We start from the raw sequence: 20,903 nt of genomic DNA on the forward strand, positions 1-20,903 counted from the left end.
CTTATACCTCATTACGTTGGGAAAGGCGCTCGAGCAGGGTCCTCGGTCGGGCGTGTTGAATGGCGACTGCGGCTTCCTGCCAACGCACCAGAGGAATGGCAGGCGACACCAGCACACTGCTGAAACCGCACTGCATGAGCATCGCGAACTGGTCGGGCAACAACGGCCCGGCCGCTCGCAGGTCGCCGGTGAAACCGTGGCGTTCGCGCAACAGGCGCGCCAAGGTGAACCCACGGCCATCACGGGATTTTGCAAACTCCACCACGATCAGGGTCAATTGCCCGAGCACCGCCTGCACCTCTTCAAGCGCCTGGTCGCCGGCCAGCCACAGGCCCTGGGCCGGCAGGCCGAAGCGCATGTGGTAGTCGTTCCATTGCGGCGGGTGCACCACGGTGCTGGGGGAGAAGGAAGGCGTCTCGTCGCAGGCCAGGTAATGCCACGGGTCGTGCTGCGGCAGGCCGTGTCGATCAATGAGCATCACGCAGCACCTCCTTGAACGGCGCAATACCCACCCGCCGATAGGTGTCGAGGAAGCGCTCATCCGCCTGGCGCAGTGCCAGGTAGATATCAATGAGTGCTTCGATCACCTCGGGCACTTGCTCATAAGGCACGGAGCGCCCGAGGATGGTGCCCACCGCTGCGTCTTCCTCAGCGCTGCCGCCCAAGGTGATCTGGTAATTTTCATGGCCTGCCTTGTCCAGGCCGAGGATGCCGATATGCGCTACATGGTGGTGAGCGCAGGCGTTGATGCAACCGGAGACGTTGAGCTTCAACTCACCGATTTCACGTTGGCGTGGGCCATCGAAGCGCTGGGCGATGCGCTGCGCAACCGGCACCGAGCGGGCGGTGGCAAGGCTGCAGTAATCCATGCCCGGGCAGGCGATGGAATCAGACAACAAGCCCACGTTGGCCGTTGCCAGGCCCGCCGCGCGCAGTGCTTGCCACACCGTGTACAGGTCGCGCTGACGGATGTGCGGCAGCACTAGGTTCTGCTCGTGGGACACGCGAATCTCGTTCAGCGAGTAAGCTTCGGCGAGGTCAGCCACCTGCAGCATTTCTTCGGCGCTGACGTCGCCCGGAATGCCCCCTGGCGGTTTCAGGGAAACCACCGCGCTGATATAGCCAGGCTGCTTGTGCGGGTGGGTGTTGGTGCGCACCCAGGCAGCGAATGCCGGGTCTTCGGCGCGTGCAGCCAAATACTCATCGCACAGCCCGGGCAGCGACTCGAAGGCCGGTTGCACGAAACGCGCATGGATGGCCTGGACGATCTCGGGTTCCAGGTACTGGCGGTCACTCGGCAGGCTGCAGAACTCATGCTCGATCATCTCGATGAAACGGCCGGGCTTGAGTTCACGTACCAGTATCTTGATACGGGCTTTGTACAGGTTGTCGCGCCGCCCCAGGGCGTTGTACACCCGCAGGATCGCTTCTACGTAACGCAACAGGTCGCGCTCGGGCAACCATTGGCGTACTCGCGTGCCGACGATTGGCGTACGCCCCAGGCCACCCCCGGCATACACCTCGAAACCCACCTCGCCCACGGCATTGCGCTGCGCAAGGATGCCGATGTCATGAAAGCGCACTGCAGCGCGGTCTTTAGGGCTGCCGGTCATGGCGATCTTGAACTTGCGCGGCAGGTAGGTGAATTCCGGGTGGTCGGTGGACCACTGGCGCAGAATCTCGGCGTGCACCCGCGGGTCGACCACCTCGTCGGCGGCAGCGCCGGCAAAGTGGTCGGTGGTCACGTTCCGAATGCAGTTGCCGCTGGTCTGGATACAGTGCAGATCGGCGTCGGCCAGCACCGACAGTATTTCCGGTGTGTCGGCCAGGTGCGACCAGTTGAACTGAATGTTCTGGCGCGTGGTGAGGTGACCGTAGCCTTTGTCGTAGGTGCGCGCCACGTAGGCCAGCTGGCGCAGTTGCACCGCGCTCAGGGTGCCGTACGGGATCGCTACCCGCAGCATGTACCCGTGCAATTGCAGGTACAGGCCGTTCATCAGCCGATAGACTTTGAACGCCTCTTCGTCCAGCTCGCCACTGAGGCGCCTGGCCACCTGCTGACCAAACTGCTGCGCGCGCGCCTTGAGGAAGTCGCGCTCGAACGGGTCGTACTGGTAGACCCCGGCCTTGCCGGCCGCCATCGGCACGAGCGGCCGTTCACTCGAGGCGCCCCCGCTTGGGCGTGCTGCCTGCGCCTGTTTACCCAGGTCGGTGCGGATAGAGGGCCCCTGTGCCCGCAGCCGCTCGCGCAGGCTATGGGGTACGGGCACGCCGTCTACCAGCGATGCCGCACAAGGCAGCGGGCCAACCACATGGTTGTCGCGTACCCAGGCCTGTGCAGCATCATTGGCGGCAGGCAGCGCATCAGGGCTGAAAGCAGCAGCCAGGCACACGCTTTCGACCCATTCATACTGTGCATCCAGCCACACCACAGCACCGTCATCCAGACGGTTGGCACAGATCAGATGGCAGTCGCTCATCAAACATCTCCATGACTGGCAACCCGGAAGCGCTTATGGTTGCAACCTGCAGCGCCCTACCGGTGCCTACGCATAAATCCATACTCTATTTTATTGTATGGAATATTTAGAAAACGTATGCCATGATATTCCTGAGCGTATGGATTTACAACTGTAGGAAGTGCTATGAGCCCTCGTGATGAATCGCCTTTGACTACTGAAATTGCCTGGACAAGGCCATTCACCGCAGGATCCGGAGCAAAATACATACAGATAATAGATATGCTGGAAAAATCCATACAATCTGGGTTTCTTCAGCACGGGGATGCCCTGCCCCCGCAACGCACGCTTGCGGCGCACCTGGGTGTCGACCTCACCACCATTACCCGCGCCTACAACGAAGCGCGTAACCGTGGCCTGATCGCGTCGTATACCGGGCGTGGGTCGTTCGTCATGGGGGGCGGTAACCCTGACCTGCCCCTGAACGTCGACCTGGCCATGAACATCCCGCCACAACCGGCCAATGGCTCGATGACCCAGCAAGCAGGCAGTGCAATGGCTGAGCTGTTTGCCCGCCATAGCATCGAGGCGCTTTCGATCTACCAGCATGAGTTGCCGCCGCGCTCACTGCTGCACGCTGCCCAAAGCTGGCTGCGCCCTGCCATCGGCGAGCTGAGCGGCGAAGGCCTGGTGGTGTGTTCGGGTTCGCAGGCGGCGATCTTCGCGATACTCAGCGCAAGGACATGCCCGGGGGATGCCGTGCTGTGCGACGCAGTCACCTACCCAGGCTTGTTGCTGGCAGCCGAGCAGCTTGGCGTGCGGCTCTGGCCAGTGGCGAGCTGCGCGGACGGCATGCAACCCGACGCCCTGGAACAAGCCTGCCAGGAAAGCGGCGCACGGCTGCTGTACCTCAACCCGACGTTCCACAACCCAACGGCGCACACCATGCCATTGGGCAGGCGCCAGGAGATTGCCGACGTGATACTGCGACGCGGCATCACCTTGATCGAGGACGACCCTTACCGCTATCTGCTCGACGATGCCCCGCCACCGATCGCCACGCTCACTGGACGGCGCAACACCTATTACCTGGCCTCCTTGTCCAAATGCCTGTGGCCAAGTTTGCGCACGTCGTTCGTGTTACCCCCGCACGGGGACGATGGCCAGCAATTGCAGCTCAGCCTGCGCGCCTCGAGCATGGGCTGCTCCGCCCTGCTGTTGGCGCTGGTTGAGCAATGGATCAACAGTGGGAGCGCAACGCAGCTGGTGCAGGAAATCCAGCGCGAAACCCGCGCGCGACAGCGGCTGGCGCGCACGCTGCTGTCGCACCCGTACCAGACGCACCCGACCGGGCTGCACGTGTGGCTTGAACTGCCGACGCAGTGGAACCAGGAGCTGTTCACCCATGCGCTGCGCGAGCAGGGGGTCAGCGTGGCCGGCGGGCAGTCGTTTGCAGCGGCTGGACCTGCGCCCAATTGCTTGCGTATATCCCTGGGTGGCGCCAAGGACCAGGCTGAGCTGGGGCGTGCGCTGCAGAAGATCGAGGCGTTGCTTAACCAGGATCGTCGGCGTGAGTCGCGCACGTTTGTATAGGGGGGTTGCAGTGCACAAGACCCGCCTCGGCGGGCTTGTACAGAAAACCGTTCCTCGAGCGTTTGATGCACGCGCGCCCACTTCACGGAAAGAGAAGCTGCATTGCGCATCAATTCAGATTCATCAACGTTGCAGCAAAACATCTGCGATCGGGTCAGTCGCCGAGATGGCGAGAGCTGGATCGACGAACGTGCTCACCCGCTGGATAGTCTTTTCGGGCTAGCTCTACCAGCCCTCTACCCCACTAAGACGGCTGCTGTAGCAGCACTGTATCCAGGCCCTCATCACACGTCGGAAAATTCAAACCTTGTTCGATGATTCGAAAAATCTCATCGAGCAAATCTGAATAAAGCGTCGAACCGTTCCGCTTCCACAGGTCATGAGCCGCGATGTGTGCATAGTCCAAGGCCCAGACAAGCACATTCGGGCGCATGTCGTGAGCCGGATTCACGCCCATTCGCCCGGCAATCAGCGCAACAATCGAGTCGCGCTTGCTGACGCAATTCTGGAGATTCTTAGCCCTGACCAGGGGGTGACTGCGCAGCAGTTCCTGCAGCGTCATAAAGCGATCGGCGTTAAAACCGTATGAGCCATTCTCGCAGCCGCGGACCACCTCGACGGCCGCACGGTGCAGGGCAGTGAGCGCAGGCTCGTCAGGTGGCCTATTCGACAAGGCGGTCATGAAGTCCTGATGCTCGGCTTCTTGATAGTCGAGTACGACGTCCTCCTTGGAAGCGAAGTAACGGAAGAAGGTGCGCGTGGATACATCGACCTTCTCCGTGATGTCTTCGACGCGGGTTTCATCGAAACCTTTGATGGCAAACAGCTCATAAGCCGCCGTTATGAGCGCTTCACGCAGCTGCAGCTTCTTCCGTTCACGACGACCCACTTCCTCTTTTGCTGGCACACCTACTACCCCCGCATTCGGTCTATGACCGTTGAACAATCAAATAGTATTTCCTCATTATGAAATTTGCGCAATTTTATTAAATTTCACAACGAATAATATGTCTCTTGACACAAACTGTCAGTGAACGCCATTATTTTCGCGTTTTCAGGAAGCCCCCCGTTTTTTTACCGGCGGACTTCCTAAGCGAGGAGCTACGCGGTGCATTCCTGTGCAGGAATTGGCCATCTATAGGGAGATAGGTTTAGTCATGAACGTCGCGATCAATGCCGGCAAGCCGGCCCCCCAGCAATCGGTGTCATTGAGCCCCTTCGCCTTGGATATCTGGGTGGAAGCGCAACGTGGGCTGCCAAACCATCAATTTACCGTGGCACTGAGCCTCCGGCTGCCGCGAACGGTGAACATGGAAACGCTGTGCCACTCGGCCAGCATTGTGGTGCGGGACACACCTGTATGCACCCGCCGGCATATTGAGCGCGACGGGCTCGCTCAGGCGTTGCTTGAAGCAGAGCCGTGCGTGGTTGAGCAGTTCGAGTTTATCGACCAAGCCGGTGCGCACGCTTTCTTCGACGAGTGGGCGCGCAAGACCTGGGACCTGTTCGGCGAACCGCTGGTAAACGTTGCTGTAGGCCAGTCGGCGGATCACACCTGGCTCATGCTGCGTGCCCACCACATGGTGGCTGACAGCTGGGCGCTGGACGTACTGGCCCGCAAGATTCTGGATGCGTGCGATGGCGGTCATCAGCGGCAGCATCAGGCCGCAAAGCATGCCAGTAGCACCTCATCGCTCGCGCCCGCCGAGTATGACCGGGCCATCGAACATCTGGCTGGCCGCCACGAGAATACGGCGCCGATGCTGTTCGCCAAGACCGGCCCCAAATGCTCCATTGCACCAGCCTATCGCCGTGCATTCCGCCTGGCCGCAGCTGATGTTCAACAGGCGCTGGAAGGCGGCATTACACCCTTCATGAGCGTGTCGGCGGCACTGGCCGTGCTTCTGTCGTGCCAGTACGGCAGCGAGCGCTTCTTCATTGGCGTGCCGTTTCTCAACCGCGACAGCGACAGCATCACTGACATCGACCAGCGTGCCAACACCCTGGCGCTCGCGGTAGAAGTCACCGAACAGAAAACCTTCCGCGAAATCGCCAACGCGATCAAGCACGAGGCGGCTTGCTTGCAAAGCCGCCAGTCGCTGCCCTATGGCCGGCTGGTGTCGGCGATGGCTCGCGTGGGCCAGCCACGGCAATTGTTTGACGCCACGATTTCTTACCTGCGCTACCCAGGTTACAGCATCGACGGACTGGAGGCGGATGACCTGCGCGGTGTCGCCCATGTGCACGAGCAGGATGCCGTGGCAATCCACCTCCACACCTATGGCGATTACGCCGAGGTTCGCGGCGAGATATGCCTGAACAGCAGTGCATTCGCCAATGAACGTTGTGCCACCGAATTTCTCGATACGTTCATGCAACTGGTCGAATGCTTCCAGGACCATCTCGACCAGCCTGTGTCGGCCATGAACTTGTTGACGCACGATCAGGCCGAGACCCTGGCGCGCTTCGAGGAGGGGCCACGCGTTGCGTACCAGGAGCATGCGACCTTGATGTCATTGTTCGAGGCCACCGCTGCTCGTGTTCCCGAGCAGAAGGCCGTGGTTTCGCATGATGGCCAGATACTTACCTATGGCCAGCTGGATACCTGGGCCTCGGCGGTGGCCGTAGCACTGGAAAACAGCGGTGTGGGCCGTGGAGACATCGTTGCAGTGTCGCTGACGCGCTCGCCGCGCATGCTCGCGGCAATCTTCGGCGTACTCAAAACCGGCGCTGCCTACCTGCCCATCGACAGCGAATACCCGTTGGATCGTATTCAATACATGCTTGATGACAGCCAGGCGAAGCGGGTTATTGCCGATCTGCCGCAAGTGATCAGCCATGAAGACCCGCGATGGTTCGACATCGATTCGGTGCCTGCTGAGCGCCCATGCTCCGGTTCCGGCGCCAGCAAGGCACGGCCTCGTGATCCGGCTTACGTCATCTATACGTCGGGCTCAACGGGCCGCCCCAAAGGCGTAGTGATCGAGCATCACAGCGTGGTCAATCGCCTCGAATGGATGCAGCAAGTCCACCCTTTGGACAGCAGCGACGTGATCCTGCAGAAGACGCCGGTTTCGTTCGATGTTTCGGTCTGGGAACTGTTTTGGTGGAGCATGATTGGCGCCAGCGTGGCACTGCTGGCGCCCGGCGCACAGCGGGACCCCAGGGCTCTGATCCAGGCCATTCGCAAGCAGGACGTGACCATAGCCCACTTCGTCCCATCGATGCTCGAACCGTATATTCAGGTATTGCTGGACGACCGCCGCCTCGCGGATTCGGTTGGCAGCCTGCGCTGCCTTTTCACCAGCGGCGAGTCGCTCAGCCCCGCAGTGGTCAATCGCTTCCGCTCGCTGTTGAGCAAGGACACCCCGGCGCCGCGGCTGATCAACCTGTACGGGCCCACAGAAGCTACGGTCGATGTTACCTATTACGAGCTCGACCTGCGTGCCGCGAATGATATCGACACGGTGCCCATCGGCTACCCCATCAACAACACCTCGATCCGTATCGTCTCGCAGCACGGCGTGCGCCAGCCAATCGGTATTCCAGGCGAGTTGCAGATCGGCGGCGTGCAACTGGCGCGCGGCTATCTCAACCGCGCGGAGCTGACTGCCGACCGCTTCATCACCGATACGCATGACAACCGCCGCTGGTACCGTTCCGGAGACCTGGCCTGCTGGGCCGAGGACGGCTCGATACTGTATCTGGGACGCATGGACGGGCAGGTGAAGATTCGTGGCAACCGAATCGAACTGGGCGAAATCAAGAACGCAATGCTGGCCCAGCCGCAGATGCTCAATGCCGAAGTGCTGGTGGAGGACGATGCGGTGCGTGGCAAGCACCTCGTCGCCGTCTACGTGAGCCGTCAGCCCCTGGCCGAACGCACCCTACGCAGGCAATTGGCCGCCACGCTCCCCGCCTTCATGGTCCCGGCACGCTTCGTTGCCTTGGAACAGATGCCACTTACGCCTAACGGCAAATTCGACCGTGCTCGGGCCCTACAGGTAGCCGTTGGCGAGAAAGATACCGTGCCGACACCATTGCACGGTGAGCACCAGGCACTGGTTGCCGATATCTGGCGCAGGATTCTCGGCCAGCAGGACATCGCGTGCGATGACGATTTCTACTCACTTGGCGGTGACTCAATCCTCATGCTCAAGGTGCGTTCTGAATTAGAACGCCGTGGCTACGAGATCGACCTATCCACGCTGGCTGAACACACCATGCTCGAGGCCCTTGCACGGTTGCTGGAGGAGCATGGCCATGATGCCTTGCATGCGCGCCAGGCGCTGGCGCCGTTCGCCTTGGTAAACGAGGTGGAACGCAAGCGCTTGGGCGAAAGCTGCGTTGATGCCTACCCGATTTCACAATTGCAACTGGGGCTGTTGTTCCACAGCCGCGAGACGCATAAGGCCAGGACCTACAAGGACGTGTTCCGCTACAGTCTCGACTGTGTTTGGGATGAAGCCGCCATGCGTCTGTCTTTGGCGGGTGTGATTGAACGTCACCCTGCATTACGCACGCGCTTCAACCTCAACGATCTTGGCCGCCCGTTGCAACTGATCAGCAAGTCGCTTCCCGTGGATGAGGTGATGGCAGTGACCCGCTGTGGGCCAGGCCGGCATGAACTCGAAGTGGCACGGCACATGCAGGCATGGGCCTGTCACGATTATCGATTTGCTGAAGGGCCACTGTTCAACATCACGGTATTCACGGATGCGCCGGCAGGCGGTATCGACCTGGTGTTGAGCTTTCACCACGCTATCCTTGATGGTGGCAGCGTGGCCAACCTGATGCGCGAGCTGCTGCTGGGCTATGGCAAGGGGGGGCAACCTGACTTGCAATACCCGCCGCAAGCGTTACCCAACCCGTCGCTGTTCGTCGAGGACGAGCGCACTGCCATGAGCGACGATGAGCACCGACGGTACTGGCGCGATTACCTCGACGGCGCCAACAATACCTTGCCGGTTGGCCTCGCCGGCCACCTCGAAGCCCCGGCACCTGGTGTGTTCTCCTATCGTTTCGAGATCGACGGGCAGCTGGATGCCGCCCTGACACGGGCGGCACGCACGGCGCATTTGCCGATCAAGCTGTACTACCTGGCCGCCCACTGTGTTGCGATCGGCGCCATGAGCGGCCAGCGTGAGGTGACCACCGGCGTGGTGACACATGCCCGGCCGGAAATCGAGCATTCGGAACACATGCTGGGCCTGTTCCTCAACACCCTGCCCCTGCGTGCCGAACTCAAAGGGAGCTGGCAGACGTTTGTGGAGCACGTGCACCTGCTCGAAAAGCGCAGCCATAAACATCGTCGCCTGCCCCTAAGCGTCATTCAGGACGACAACCCTTCGGTGGCGCTTGGGACCGCCTTCAACTATATCCACTTCCATGTCCTGCACGACGTACTGGACAAGGCGGGTATCCGTATCAGCGAGTTCGACCCGCTGGAAGAAACCAGCTTCGCCATCCTGGTCAACGTAATGCGGGACTATTCCGGCGAGGAGGTAAGCGTACGCATCGACATGGACGCCTCCCGCTATGCCCGCGAACAAGCGCAAGTGTATGGGGCTTTGTTCAACCAGGCGCTGATGGGCCTGGCCTATACTCCGCAGGCCCCCGTGGGTGTGGGGCGAACGATTTCCCAGGCCGGCCACTGCCTCGCCGCAAGCCACGAAGAGCCATTCGTGGCAGTGCCGCAACGCATCGCGGTGGCGGCACTGCAGACACCGCAAGCCATTGCATTGGCGAGCGCCGGGGAACAGTGGGACTACGCCACGCTATGGCGCTCGGTGGAGAAGCTTGCCGCACGGCTGATTCATCAAGGCGTGGCCCAGCGGGATGTGATCGGCGTTGCCTTGCCCCGATCGTTTGAGCAGATCGCCACAGTCGTCGCGATCAGCGCCGTGGGTGCGGTGTGCCTGCCTATCGACCTGGCTTATCCCGCTCACCGTATCGAGCTGATCCTGCGCACGGCCGCCCCCAAACTGCTGGTGAGCCTGGTCGACATCACCGGGCTGCCCGACTTGGTGCCCCGCCTGGAGCTTGAAGCAGCCGTTACTACTGAGCCGGCGCCCTGGACTCAGGCCTCATCGATAGAGGCCCTGGATCCGGCCTACATCCTGTTCACCTCCGGCTCCACGGGCAACCCCAAGGGGGTAACCATGCTCCATCGCGGGCTGGGTAATCTGGTGGACTGGCAGAACCGGGCAGGTAGCGGCGCTGTGGCCTCGACGCTGCAGTATGCGCCGCTTAGCTTCGATGTGTCGTTTCAGGAGATCTTCGCGACGCTCAGCGCTGGCGCCACGTTGCACGTGATCGGCGAGGCCGAGCGCCGGGACCCGACGGCCCTGCTGCGCTACCTTGACGAACAGGCCGTGGAGCGGGTCTTCCTGCCCTACGTGGCGCTACAACAACTGGCCGAGACTGCGGCCGCCCTCGACCTGTACCCGAGTCACTTGAGGGTGGTCGGGTCATCCGGTGAGCAGCTGCGCGTCACCCCGGAGATTCGCGCGCTGATGAAGCAGCTGCCTGCTGGCGTGCTGGAGAACCAGTACGGCCCGACCGAAACCCACGTGGTCACTCACTACCCCATGAGCGGCGACCCTGAGCACTTCCCTGCGCTGCCACCGATCGGGCGGCCGATCGACGGTGCTGGCCTGCTGATCCTAGATGCCGCGGGTGATGTGCAGCCCGATGGCGTACCAGGGGAAATCTGCGTTTACGGCCAGGCACTGGCTGCAGGCTACTATCGCGCGCCGGAAATGAGCGCCGAGAAGTTTGTCGCGCACCCCCACGTCCCGGGCCGTATTTATTACCGTACCGGCGACATAGGTATCCGCTCGTTGAGGGGTGATGTCATAAGCCTGGGCCGCACTGACAGCCAGGTGAAAGTGCGTGGCTATCGGGTGGAGCCCTCGGAGATCGAGCTGAAGATTCTGGGGTTCTTCCAAGCCCTCGGAGAGCCCGTTGAGGTGGCGGTGATTGCCCGTCCACGCGACCAACTCGACGCCTACCTGGTCGCCTACCTGGTGGGCCAGGCGGCGCAATGCCCCGATCACCTGGACGCACTGCGCGGCGAACTCGCCGAACAATTGCCCGCGTATATGGTGCCGACCCATATCGTGGCGATCGAGCGCATGCCTACCACCCCTAGCGGCAAACGAGACGACGCCGCCCTTCGCGCTCTGCAATTGCAGGTGGGCACTGGCCAGCACTACCGTGACGCGCAGGGGGAGTACGAAACCCGGCTGTGTCAGCTGGCGGCCGAGCTGCTAAAGATCCCGCGCATCGCACCAGAGCAGAGCATATTCGACTGCGGAGCCACCTCACTGACGGCCATGCGCCTAGTGGTGCTGGTGGAGAAGCTGTACGGCATAAACGTGCCGCTGTCAGCATTCGTCAGCGCCCCGACCCTGGAGAAACTGGCACTGCTGATCCAGCGACAGGGCGGCGAATTCAAGTTTGACCCTCTTGTGCCCCTGCGCCGCACCGGCAATCGCAGACCATTGTTCCTGGTGCACCCCATGGGGGGCAATATTCTGTCCTATTTGCGGATGCTGCCTCACTTGCCAGAGGACCAACCGCTGTACGCCCTGCAGGCATCCGGAGTGGACCTGGGGTCGCAGCCGATCGCCAGCGTCGAGGCGCAGGCAGCCTTCTACATCGCATCAATGCGCAGCGTCCAGCCACAGGGGCCATACCTGATAGGGGGCTGGTCATATGGCGGGTTCGTCGCGTTCGAGATTGCCAGGCAACTGATCGCTGCTGGTGAGCAGGTAGATAAAGTGCTGGTGCTCGACACCATGGCACTGAGCGACCAAGCCAAAGGCAAAGCCAGTGACGACGGCCTGCTCAGTTGGTTCTTCTGGGAGCTGCTGTGGACCTCGCGCGGCTCGGATCTGCCCGTGCAACTGGTGCCAGCTCATATCGAAAGCCTGCAGGAGCGCTTCGAGTTCATCACTGACCACGCGATCTCGATCGGCGCAATTCCCGAGGGCAGCACCAAGGCGGTGATGCAGCGCTTGTTCGAGGTCTATCGCACTAACTGGGATGCGGCGACAGAGTACAACTACCAGTCCAAGCGCCCGGCTCTGGACATTACCCTCGTGCGTGCACGTGAGCCACTGCCAAGAATTTTGAGGGAGATGCACGACACCATTCGCAGCGAGTACAACGACCCGCTCAACGGCTGGCCCGGCAAAACCTCGGGCAAGGTGCGCCTGATCGAGGTTGAGGGGGACCACCTGACCATTATGGAGGAGCCCTATGTCGGACCTCTGGTCGGGGCAATCATGGATGAAATTCAACGAGGGAACGAGCAATGAGCGGTAAACCTGTCGCACTGATCATCGGCACAGGTATCGGCGGGCTGTCTGCCGGTATCGCCCTGAAGAAGGCGGGCTGGGCAGTCAGGCTGTTCGAAAAATCGCAAACGCTGCGTGCAGCGGGGTCGGGCCTGTCGGTGATGTCAAACGCCAGCGCGGCCATGAAGAAGTTGCTGGATATCGACCTGCGCCTGGAGTGTTACGGCGCACCGATCCTGGACTTCGAGATTCGACACAGCTCCGGACTGCTGCTCAAGCGCCTGCCATTCCAGGAGATTGCCGAAGCGCAGGGTGCGCCGAGCGTATGTATCTCACGCCAGCGATTACAACAGGCATTGCTGGACAAGCTGGGCGAAACGCCGATCCATCTGGGCAAGCGTTTCGTAGACTTCACTCAGCAACATGATGAGGTACAGGTGCGCTTCGAAGACGGCAGTATCGAGCGCGGCGATATCCTGGTGGGCGCCGATGGTTACCACTCCCCTGTGCGCCAGGCAATGGGGGTGCATAGCGTGGTTCAAGAGGCTGGATATATCTGCTGGCTGGCGCTGGTGAAGTACAGCCATCCACAGATTACTCCCGGCTATGTCGTGCATTACTGGGGCAAGGGCAAGCGAGTAGGCATCATCGACATCGGGGGCGGTTGGGTCTACTGGTGGGGGACGGCCAATATGCCCAACCATCAGGCGCAGTGCTGGCAGGGATCGAGTGCGGATGTTGCCAAGGTCTACCGGGGCTGGCCGCCGATCGTTGCAGACATCATGCACAGCACACCGAGTGAATCAATCATCACCGTCGATGCTAAAGACCGCTCGTTTCCGAACACTTGGTCGCAAGGGCGCGCAACGCTGATTGGCGACGCCGCCCATCCCATGCTGACCAGCCTGGGCCAGGGCGCCGGTCTGTCGATCGAGGATGCTGCGGTGCTGGGGCATGTGCTGAGCGGGGGGGCCGACCCCGTGTCCGCCCTTGCGCGCTACCAGGAACTCCGCCAGCCCCGGGCTCGGGCCATTGTTGAAGCCTCGCGTGCGTTGAGCGAAGTGGAGCAATACGACCGCTTCGTCCCACGCCTGAAACGCGACATAGGGATGCTGCTGGCACCGGCCAAGAGCATGCGCGAACGCCTACAAACCTCGCTGCTATTCGACGACCGCGCCGTAATGGGCCACTAATCCTGCCATCACCAGACAAGGAACTGTCATGAGCAAGAAAACCGTACTCGTTACAGGCGCCTCCAGCGGCCTGGGTCGTGCCGCAGCCGTGATGTTGGCGGACAACGGCTTTCATGTATTCGCAGCAGCACGCAACATAGCGGGCGTATTCGTCAACGTCGAGGGTATCGAGCCAATCAGCCTAGATGTCAGCTGCAGTGCTTCGGTCGCTGCTGCGTTCGAGCGTATCCGCCAGGCCTGCGCCGAACAGCCATTGTGGGGTTTGGTGAACAACGCCGGCATCTGCGTGCCTAGTCCCCTGGAATTACTGAGCGCCGATGAACTGCGCCGTCAGCTGGACACCAACGTGATAGGCCAGTTGCTGGTCACCCAGGCAGCCTTGCCGTACTTGCGCCGAAGTGGCGGCCGAATCGTCAATGTAACTTCCGGCCTGGGCAGTATCGCGGTGCCTTATCTGGGCGCCTACTCCATTGCCCAGTTCGCCAAGATGGCCTTCAGCGATGCTCTGCGTCGTGAGCTGGCACACTCCGGGGTCAGTGTCAGCGTCGTCCAGCCGGGTGCTATCAATACGCCGATCTGGGGTAAGTTCAGCAGTACGGGGCAGCAGGTGCTGGCCCAAGCCAACGGTGAGCCTCGGCAGATCTATGAACCCTCGTTCAGCGCTTTCCTCAAGCAAAGCGAAGCGTTGGCGAGCCAGGCCGGTACCAGCGAAACGGACTTCGCCCGTACCATTCTCGGCGTGCTCGACAGCCCCAGCCCACAATCACACTACTGTGTCGGCGCTGATGCCGCCGAGTTCGTCAAGATGGCGCGAACCTTGGGCACTGACGACCTGGACGCGCTGTTTATGGCCCAGATGCCGACAGCGCAAGCCTTCGCTGAGGTCGCACAAACGAGTGACGCGTCATGAATTCGCGCAAGCTCAAGGCATGGCAGGCGCAGCATGCTGCGATGCTACATCAGGCCTTGGAAGCAACGCGCACACGCAAGCCTTATCAGCCCTATTCCGATGAGATGGTCGATTACGACAATGCACAGGTTGAACAAGGTGCCTATCGTTTCAAGCGTCTGCTGGGCGCACCATTGCACATCGAACCCCAGCCTCAGTGCCGGAGCCAGGAGCACTGGGCTGGCAGCGAGCGCTCGCCCTATGGCTTCGACCTGGGCATTAGCTACCGGGTTGAAGACTTTCAGGTGCTCGCGTGCAAGGCGGACAAGGCTATACGCAAGTGGCGTCAGCTGGAGGTCGAACAGCGCAGCGCCCTGCTTTGCGAGGTGGTGAACAGGCTGCATGCCGACACTTTTCTGTTCGCTCATGTCGGCATGCATACCAGTGGGCATGGCCTGTTCATGGGTTTCCACGCCAATGCCGTACATGCCCAGGCTCGGGCACTGGAGTCAGTTGCCGGTGTGCTGGCAGTGTCTCGCGAGCTGACCTGTCAGTTCGAGGCGCCAATGGCGGTGGGGCAAGGGCAGCAACAAGCGCTATCACGCGAATTCGCGACGATGCCTACAGGTCTGTCGCTGATCTTTGCGGGTCAGGTGGTACCTACGTGGGGCGCCTATCCCGGGTTGTTCGCGTCCCTCGCGGCAGGCTGCGCGGCAATTGTCGTGCCCCATGGCAATGCCGTCCTGCCAATCGCCCTGACCATCAAAACGATCAAGGCCGTCTGCGCGCAGGTGGGCGTTCCACAGGATATCGTCAACCTGTTCTACAGCGATGAGCTAAGCGCCTATCGCCAGGCAGCGCTGCACCCCGACGTGCGCCTGATCGACTATATGGGCGGCACTGAGTTCGGCTGTTGGTTACGACAGCATGCGTGGCAGGCGAGGGTCATGACACAACAGAGCGCACAAACGGCTGTGTTCCTCCACTCGACGGGCGACTACGACGGTATGCTCGAAAACCTGGCCTTTGGCCTGTGCTCTTATTCAGCACAGTTGTGCACGTCACCGCAGACCTTATATGTGCTGCCCGAGGGCATCCTCCTGGAAGACGGTGTGGTAACGGTCGAACAGTTCGAGCGTGATCTGGTCGCACGGATCGAGCAGGTGCTCGGGCGCTACTCCAGCCTTCGCGACCTGTTGGGGGCCATGCTGGTACCAACAAGCCTAAGCGAAATCCGAGCCTGTGAAGCGGCGCGCTTCGCCAGGGTTTTGCGGCATGCCGAGGAGGTGCGCGACCCGGACTATCCCCAGGCCCGCATCGTCACCCCCTCGTTGATCGCTGTTCGGCAGGGATTTGCCAGTAGCGTCAAGCACTACGCTCAGGAAATACGCGGGCCAGTGTCGTTCGTAATCCAGAAGCCCGACCTGCGCTGCTTGCTCGCCGAATTGCGCGAAGTTGGCCAACACCACGGCACGCTCGGCCTGGGCCTCTATACCCTCGACTCTCGAGTAGAACATGCACTGCGCAATATATCGCAGGAGATGGGCGCACTCCTGTCGATCAACTTCAGCAAGAACTTCTACATCAGCCAATGCGCAGTGTTTTCCGACATCCACGGAGGCAGTACAGGAGCGGCAGCGAACATCACCTATGGTTCGCCTGCGTTCTACCATGCCCGCTTGCGTGTCACCGAGCAGAGGAAGCTACTTTGAGCGGCGGAGCTGTGCCCAAACCGAGACCCATGTGGCCATTCCAGCAGGAAGCGCCCCAAGGCCTGACGATGTTCGCCTTGCCACTCGACGGCTATGAGCCGCCGTGTGACGAGGAGCTGATGGGCACTCGCTGGCTGGGCCGGGCACTGCCGCTCCGACGCCGCGAATTTGCCGGCGGCCGGGTGTGCGCTGCGGCCGCACTCACAGCGCTTGGCCTCCTCGATGACTGGCTGCCGATCGCGCGGCCGTACCGTTATGCCCTGTTTCCACCGGGTGCAGTGGGGTCCATCGCGCATAATCGGCGCCTGGCGCTGGCGTGCGCGGCCGATGCAGGCTGTTTCATGGGCGTGGGCGTCGACATTGAGGAGGCCGTCTGGCACCTCGAATTACTGGCAATGGCCGCGCACGTGATGCGTCCCGACGAACATCAACGTTTCAAAAACATGAAAGGCTTCGAAGCGCTGCAGTTTTTCTACCTCTGTTTCAGTGCCAAGGAGTCTCTGTACAAGGCGTTGTTTCCACTGTGCCATGTAGAGCTGGAAATGAGTGAGGCTGAGGTGGTGAGCTACGACGCCAATGGCCGTTTCGTATTGGCCCTGCGCTCAGAGCGGTTGGCCGGCTACTTTAGCAATGGCCACCACTTCCACGGTTTTTGGGCAATGCAGGCAGGCAGCTTGTTTACCCTGATCCCGCTCGAACATAGGACCTCGACCTCCTCAACTAATCTATCGCCAGTCGCTGAAGGCACATAACGGTTGTCGGTGCAGGTGGCAGATGATAGGTTCTTTATTCATACATACTGAATGTATGATAATTATATCCGGCCATGAAGGGCTGCAGGGAAGTTTCAACCATCTATGGCGCCACGTGCACCTCGCGGTACTGGGCGTCTGATTTTCATTCAAGGGATTTGCAACCATGAGCTCATCTGCAAACGCTGCCAATGCTACAACCGTGCGCCACCCTTGGCTGGCGGTGATAGCCGCAGGGCTTGCCACATTCTCCGTGGTGACGACCGAGATGCTGCCAGTAGGCCTGCTCACGACTATCGCCGAAGCGCTGAGCACCTCTACCGGTAACGCAGGCCTAATGATCACCTTGCCAGCACTGCTGGCAGCCTTCTTCGCGCCTCTGGTAGTGATTGGCGCGGGCAATCTGGACCGGCGTTGGATTCTGTGTGGGCTATTGGGCCTTCTGGTACTCGCTAACCTTGCCTGTGCGATGGCCACGAGCATGGCCTGGATGCTGGCCGCACGGGTATTGGTTGGTTTCTGCATGGGTGGGATCTGGGCCATAGCGGGTGGACTGGCTGCGCGACTTGTCCCAGGGAACTCGATCGGCCTGGCCACCTCGATTATCTTCGGGGGCGTGGCTGCAGCCTCCGTGCTCGGGGTACCGCTGGGGGCGCTGATCGGGGAGTTTGCCGGCTGGCGCTGGGCGTTTGGCGCCATGGCCATACTCAGTGGTGTGGTTCTACTGATTCATCTGGCAGTGATTCCATCCCTGCCCGTACACAGTTCGGTTACTGCTCGCCAGTTCACCACACAGTTCGCCAACCGGGGCGTACAAGCCGGGTTGCTGTTGACGTTGTTGCTGGTGGCCGGACACTTCATGGCATTCACCTTCGTTCGCCCGCTGTTGCTGTCTGTGTCAGGTTTCGATCCGCAATGGATCGGTGCGCTGCTGTTCGCCTACGGGATCGCCGGCATCATTGGTAACTTCCTGGCCGGGATAATTGCCGCGCGCCGTACCACCCTGACCTTGACCAGTATCGCCATTGGGCTGTTGCTTACACCGGTACTGTTCCTGACCATCGGAGATACCCAAACTGGCGGTGCCGTGGTTTTGATTGCCTGGGGGCTGGCCTATGGCGGTGTATCCGTTGGGCTGATGACCTGGATGATGAAAGCGGCTCCCACTGCGGTGGAAGTAGCCACCGCACTTTATGTAGGTGTGTTCAATGTCGGTATCTCGCTGGGCTCCTGGGCCGGAGGACAGGCTGTGGATGTTCTCGGCTTGGCTACCACCCTGTGGCTGGCCGCCGGCCTTGCCGCGCTAGGGCTGCTGCTGGCGTTGAGCATGGGTGTATCCAGCCACAAGCAGCATAGCCAGCCCGCGCAGGCCGACGCCGCGAAATGAAAACCAGGCCCGGGTGGCCTCATACCCGGGCGCTCGCTCCCCCAACGTTCCAGGCCGTGTGTCTAAGGCGCAGGCCTGGTTGCACCTGCTTGTAAACAGAGGTTTGAGCGTCACGCATGCGCGCTGCCATGGCGGGCCGTAGGGCGACCGCAGTGCAACCTTGTCGATTTCTGAAAGCCTAGGGAGATGGCCGTAATGAGTGGTACACGGATATTGGCGCGCGTGGCCGGGGCTTGCTTGGCCTTGATCGGCCTAGTGATGCTGGCTGGCGGAACCTGGCTGGTACTGCTCGATGGTAGCGGCTTCTACCTTGTTGCGGGGCTGTTGCTTACGGCAGTTGCCACTGGCCTTTGGCGCCAACGCAGCTACGCGTTCGGCATTGCCGTGGGGCTACTGGTCCTGAGCATGGCGTGGGCATGGGGTGAAGTTGGGCTGGATTATTGGCAATGGGTACCGCGCGTATCCCTGTTTCTGGTCGTGACGTGCATAGCTGCCACCCTTTATCCGGGGCTGAAGAACGGCAAGGGTATCTACGGTTCGCGCGGTGTACGCAGGCTGGCGCTGCCGGCACTGCTGACTGCAATCGTGGGCGGCACGCTCGCTAGCTTTTATCCTCACTCTGGCGCCGCGCCGCTTCCCCGCCTGCAGGGCGCATTCGCGCTGGCGCACAGTGATACCGGTGAGCGCGGCACTCCCGACTGGCCACAGTATGGCCAGGATGTGCGTGGCAGCCGCTATTCCGCCTTGAGCGAGATCGACACTTCAAATGTTGCCGACCTGGAAGTCGCCTGGCAGTACCGCACGGGTGATGTCCCTAGTGGCGAGGCTGCGTTTCAGGGAACGCCAATCAAGCTGGGGGACATGCTGTACGTCTGCACCCCGTATAGCAAAGTGATAGCGATCGATGCCGAAACGGGCGACCATAAGTGGGCATTTGACCCGAAGGTGAAGTCCAAAGAGTGGCAACGGTGCCGCGGCCTTGCATCCTGGAGCGAACCTGATGGCTCGGGGGGGCAGGCCCCCGGGCTTTGCCACACACGTATTGTACTCACCACCCTTGATGCCCGGCTGATCACTCTAGATGCGCACAGTGGTGCCGTGTGCCCCGGTTTCGGCCAGAAGGGTGAAGTAAATCTGCTCCACGGCTTGAGCGATCGGGCCAAGGATTCCTACTACCCGACCTCGGCGCCGTTAGTGGCCGGGGATGTGATCGTCACCGGCGCACGCATGCAGGACTGGGCGGCGAGTGGCGAACCCTCGGGCGTGGTGCGTGGCTGGGACGTTCGCACTGGCGAACTGGTCTGGGCCTGGGACCCCGCCACACCGAAACGTGGGCAGCCACTGCCGCCAGGTGAGATCTACCCGGACCAGACACCGAACTTCTGGGGAACTGCCTCCTACGACCCAGAACTTGGGCTGGTCTATGTCCCCACCGGCAACCAGACACCGGACTTCTGGGGGGCCAATCGCCTGCCGGCTTCTGAAACGTACAACGCTTCGGTTGTGGCCATCGACGTGAGGACCGGTATCGACCGCTGGCACTTCAGGACCGTTAATCATGACCTGCATGACTACGACGTCGCCGCGCAGCCCATCCTCCACGATCTTCCTACGGGCAATGGCGACACGACACCCGTCGTGATCGTACTGACCAAGACTGGTCAAGTGTTTGTCCTCGACCGACGGGACGGCCGTCCCGTCTTCCCGATCGAGACACGCAGTGTCAGCACCGAAGGCGCTCCCCTGGGCCAGCACCCCGCACCTGCGCAGCCATACTCCAGCGTGTCGCTCGGTTATGCGCCTTTGAGCGAAAAAAGCATGTGGGGCATGACGGCTCTCGACCAGCTGTATTGCCGCATCCAGTTCAAGCGCATGCACTACGTCGGCGATTTTACGCCGCTCAGCACCCGCCCGACCCTCATGTACCCCGGCTACTACGGCGGAATCAACTGGGGCGGCGGCGCGATCGACAGAGCTTCAGGCCTGCTTGTGGTCAATGACATCCGCATCGCTCACTGGGCGCAGTTCATCAAGCACGAACAAGCAGTCGCTGCCGGCTACAACCCAACAGGCGCTTCGGGCAACTATGCCGAGCAACGTGGCGCGCCGTTCGGCGTGATCCACGGCATGTTCACCTCACCACTCGGCGTCCCGTGCATCGCCCCCCCCTACGGCACCCTCACTGCCATTGATCTCGAGTCGGGGCAGATAGCCTGGCAAATCCCTATGGGAAGCACCCAGGATACCCTGCTACCCGGCGGCGTCCCCGGCCTGCCAATGCCGATTGGCATGCCGACAATGGGCGGGCCACTGGTGACCAAAGGTGGGCTGGTTTTCTTTTCGGGCTCTATGGACTACTACCTGCGGGCGCTGGACAGCCACACCGGCCAATTGCTGTGGAAGAGCCGCTTGCCAGTGGGGAGCCAGGCTACCCCCATTAGCTACCAGGGAAGCAAAACCGGGCGTCAGTACGTTGTTGTCACCGCAGGCGGCGCGCAAGGGCCTGGAAAAGCCCGTGGAGACTATGTAATCGCCTACCGACTGCCTTGATCGACTTCTGGGGCCGGTTATCAGCCCCTGTTCACCAACAGCCATTGGCTCCCACCGAGAAAACT

11 protein-coding genes are annotated in these 20,903 nt (G+C 61.2%); 8 read left to right on the top strand and 3 right to left on the bottom strand.

The annotated features are described in order from the left end of the window. Position 1: 1 nt before the first annotated feature. Complete coding sequence (locus tag PPA02S_RS19595) at positions 2–478, bottom strand: DUF934 domain-containing protein (RefSeq protein WP_028634618.1); 477 nt, start codon at positions 476–478, stop codon at positions 2–4. Beyond that, positions 468–2,480: a DUF2849 domain-containing protein gene (locus PPA02S_RS19600; protein WP_028634617.1), complete on the bottom strand. Its 2,013-nt coding sequence runs from the start codon at positions 2,478–2,480 to the stop codon at positions 468–470. The genes PPA02S_RS19595 and PPA02S_RS19600 overlap by 11 nt, the downstream gene beginning before the upstream one ends. 165 nt (positions 2,481–2,645) lie before the next feature. On the opposite strand from PPA02S_RS19600, the gene PPA02S_RS19605 reads away from it, so the two are divergent. After that, positions 2,646–4,052 carry an aminotransferase-like domain-containing protein gene (locus PPA02S_RS19605; RefSeq protein WP_042141848.1) on the top strand — a complete coding sequence of 469 codons (1,407 nt, stop codon included), beginning with the start codon at positions 2,646–2,648 and terminating at the stop codon, positions 4,050–4,052. A 244-nt stretch (positions 4,053–4,296) separates the two neighbouring features. Here PPA02S_RS19605 and PPA02S_RS19610 read toward each other — a convergent pair whose 3' ends face one another. Further along, the gene (locus PPA02S_RS19610) at positions 4,297–4,998 is read right to left on the bottom strand and encodes a TetR family transcriptional regulator (protein ID WP_245614749.1); all 702 of its coding nucleotides are present in this window, start codon (positions 4,996–4,998) and stop codon (positions 4,297–4,299) included. 211 nt (positions 4,999–5,209) lie between these two features. Between PPA02S_RS19610 and PPA02S_RS19615 the strand changes: the two genes are divergently transcribed. From PPA02S_RS19615 to PPA02S_RS19645, 7 genes are all read left to right on the top strand, one after another. Next, complete coding sequence (locus PPA02S_RS19615) at positions 5,210–12,376, top strand: non-ribosomal peptide synthetase (RefSeq protein WP_033728127.1); 7,167 nt, start codon at positions 5,210–5,212, stop codon at positions 12,374–12,376. Further along, positions 12,373–13,548 (top strand): FAD-dependent monooxygenase, encoded by a 1,176-nt coding sequence (locus PPA02S_RS19620; protein WP_028634615.1) that lies wholly within the window; start codon positions 12,373–12,375, stop codon positions 13,546–13,548. Before PPA02S_RS19615 ends, PPA02S_RS19620 begins: the two co-directional genes overlap by 4 nt. Positions 13,549–13,576: 28 nt before the next feature. Next, entirely contained in the window at positions 13,577–14,458 is an 882-nt protein-coding gene (locus tag PPA02S_RS19625) for an SDR family oxidoreductase (RefSeq protein WP_028634614.1), read from the top strand. Continuing rightward, the gene (locus PPA02S_RS19630; RefSeq protein WP_028634613.1) at positions 14,455–16,149 is read left to right on the top strand and encodes an aldehyde dehydrogenase family protein; all 1,695 of its coding nucleotides are present in this window, start codon (positions 14,455–14,457) and stop codon (positions 16,147–16,149) included. The genes PPA02S_RS19625 and PPA02S_RS19630 overlap by 4 nt, the downstream gene beginning before the upstream one ends. A 29-nt stretch (positions 16,150–16,178) precedes the next feature. Continuing rightward, positions 16,179–16,901, top strand: a complete 723-nt coding sequence (locus PPA02S_RS19635; protein WP_169338821.1) for a 4'-phosphopantetheinyl transferase family protein — start codon at positions 16,179–16,181, stop codon at positions 16,899–16,901. 166 nt (positions 16,902–17,067) lie between these two features. Then, entirely contained in the window at positions 17,068–18,288 is a 1,221-nt protein-coding gene (locus PPA02S_RS19640; RefSeq protein ID WP_028634612.1) for an MFS transporter, read from the top strand. Positions 18,289–18,483: 195 nt separating this feature from the next. Continuing rightward, positions 18,484–20,838 (top strand): membrane-bound PQQ-dependent dehydrogenase, glucose/quinate/shikimate family, encoded by a 2,355-nt coding sequence (locus PPA02S_RS19645; protein WP_033728143.1) that lies wholly within the window; start codon positions 18,484–18,486, stop codon positions 20,836–20,838. Positions 20,839–20,903 lie beyond the last annotated feature (65 nt).

Origin of the sequence: Pseudomonas parafulva NBRC 16636 = DSM 17004, from assembly GCF_000730645.1 — a bacterium.
Classification (GTDB): Bacteria; Pseudomonadota; Gammaproteobacteria; order Pseudomonadales; family Pseudomonadaceae; genus Aquipseudomonas; species Aquipseudomonas parafulva.

What these genes read in the sequence shown, in the direction of transcription:
- PPA02S_RS19595 (WP_028634618.1), bottom strand. Translation starts at nt 478, where the DNA reads ATGCTCATTGATCGACACGGCCTGCCGCAGCACGACCCGTGGCATTAC.
- PPA02S_RS19620 (WP_028634615.1), top strand. Translation starts at nt 12,373, where the DNA reads ATGAGCGGTAAACCTGTCGCACTGATCATCGGCACAGGTATCGGCGGG.
- PPA02S_RS19645 (WP_033728143.1), top strand. Translation starts at nt 18,484, where the DNA reads ATGAGTGGTACACGGATATTGGCGCGCGTGGCCGGGGCTTGCTTGGCC.
- PPA02S_RS19635 (WP_169338821.1), top strand. Translation starts at nt 16,179, where the DNA reads ATGTGGCCATTCCAGCAGGAAGCGCCCCAAGGCCTGACGATGTTCGCC.
- PPA02S_RS19605 (WP_042141848.1), top strand. Translation starts at nt 2,646, where the DNA reads ATGAGCCCTCGTGATGAATCGCCTTTGACTACTGAAATTGCCTGGACA.
- PPA02S_RS19630 (WP_028634613.1), top strand. Translation starts at nt 14,455, where the DNA reads ATGAATTCGCGCAAGCTCAAGGCATGGCAGGCGCAGCATGCTGCGATG.
- PPA02S_RS19600 (WP_028634617.1), bottom strand. Translation starts at nt 2,480, where the DNA reads ATGAGCGACTGCCATCTGATCTGTGCCAACCGTCTGGATGACGGTGCT.
- PPA02S_RS19625 (WP_028634614.1), top strand. Translation starts at nt 13,577, where the DNA reads ATGAGCAAGAAAACCGTACTCGTTACAGGCGCCTCCAGCGGCCTGGGT.
- PPA02S_RS19640 (WP_028634612.1), top strand. Translation starts at nt 17,068, where the DNA reads ATGAGCTCATCTGCAAACGCTGCCAATGCTACAACCGTGCGCCACCCT.
- PPA02S_RS19615 (WP_033728127.1), top strand. Translation starts at nt 5,210, where the DNA reads ATGAACGTCGCGATCAATGCCGGCAAGCCGGCCCCCCAGCAATCGGTG.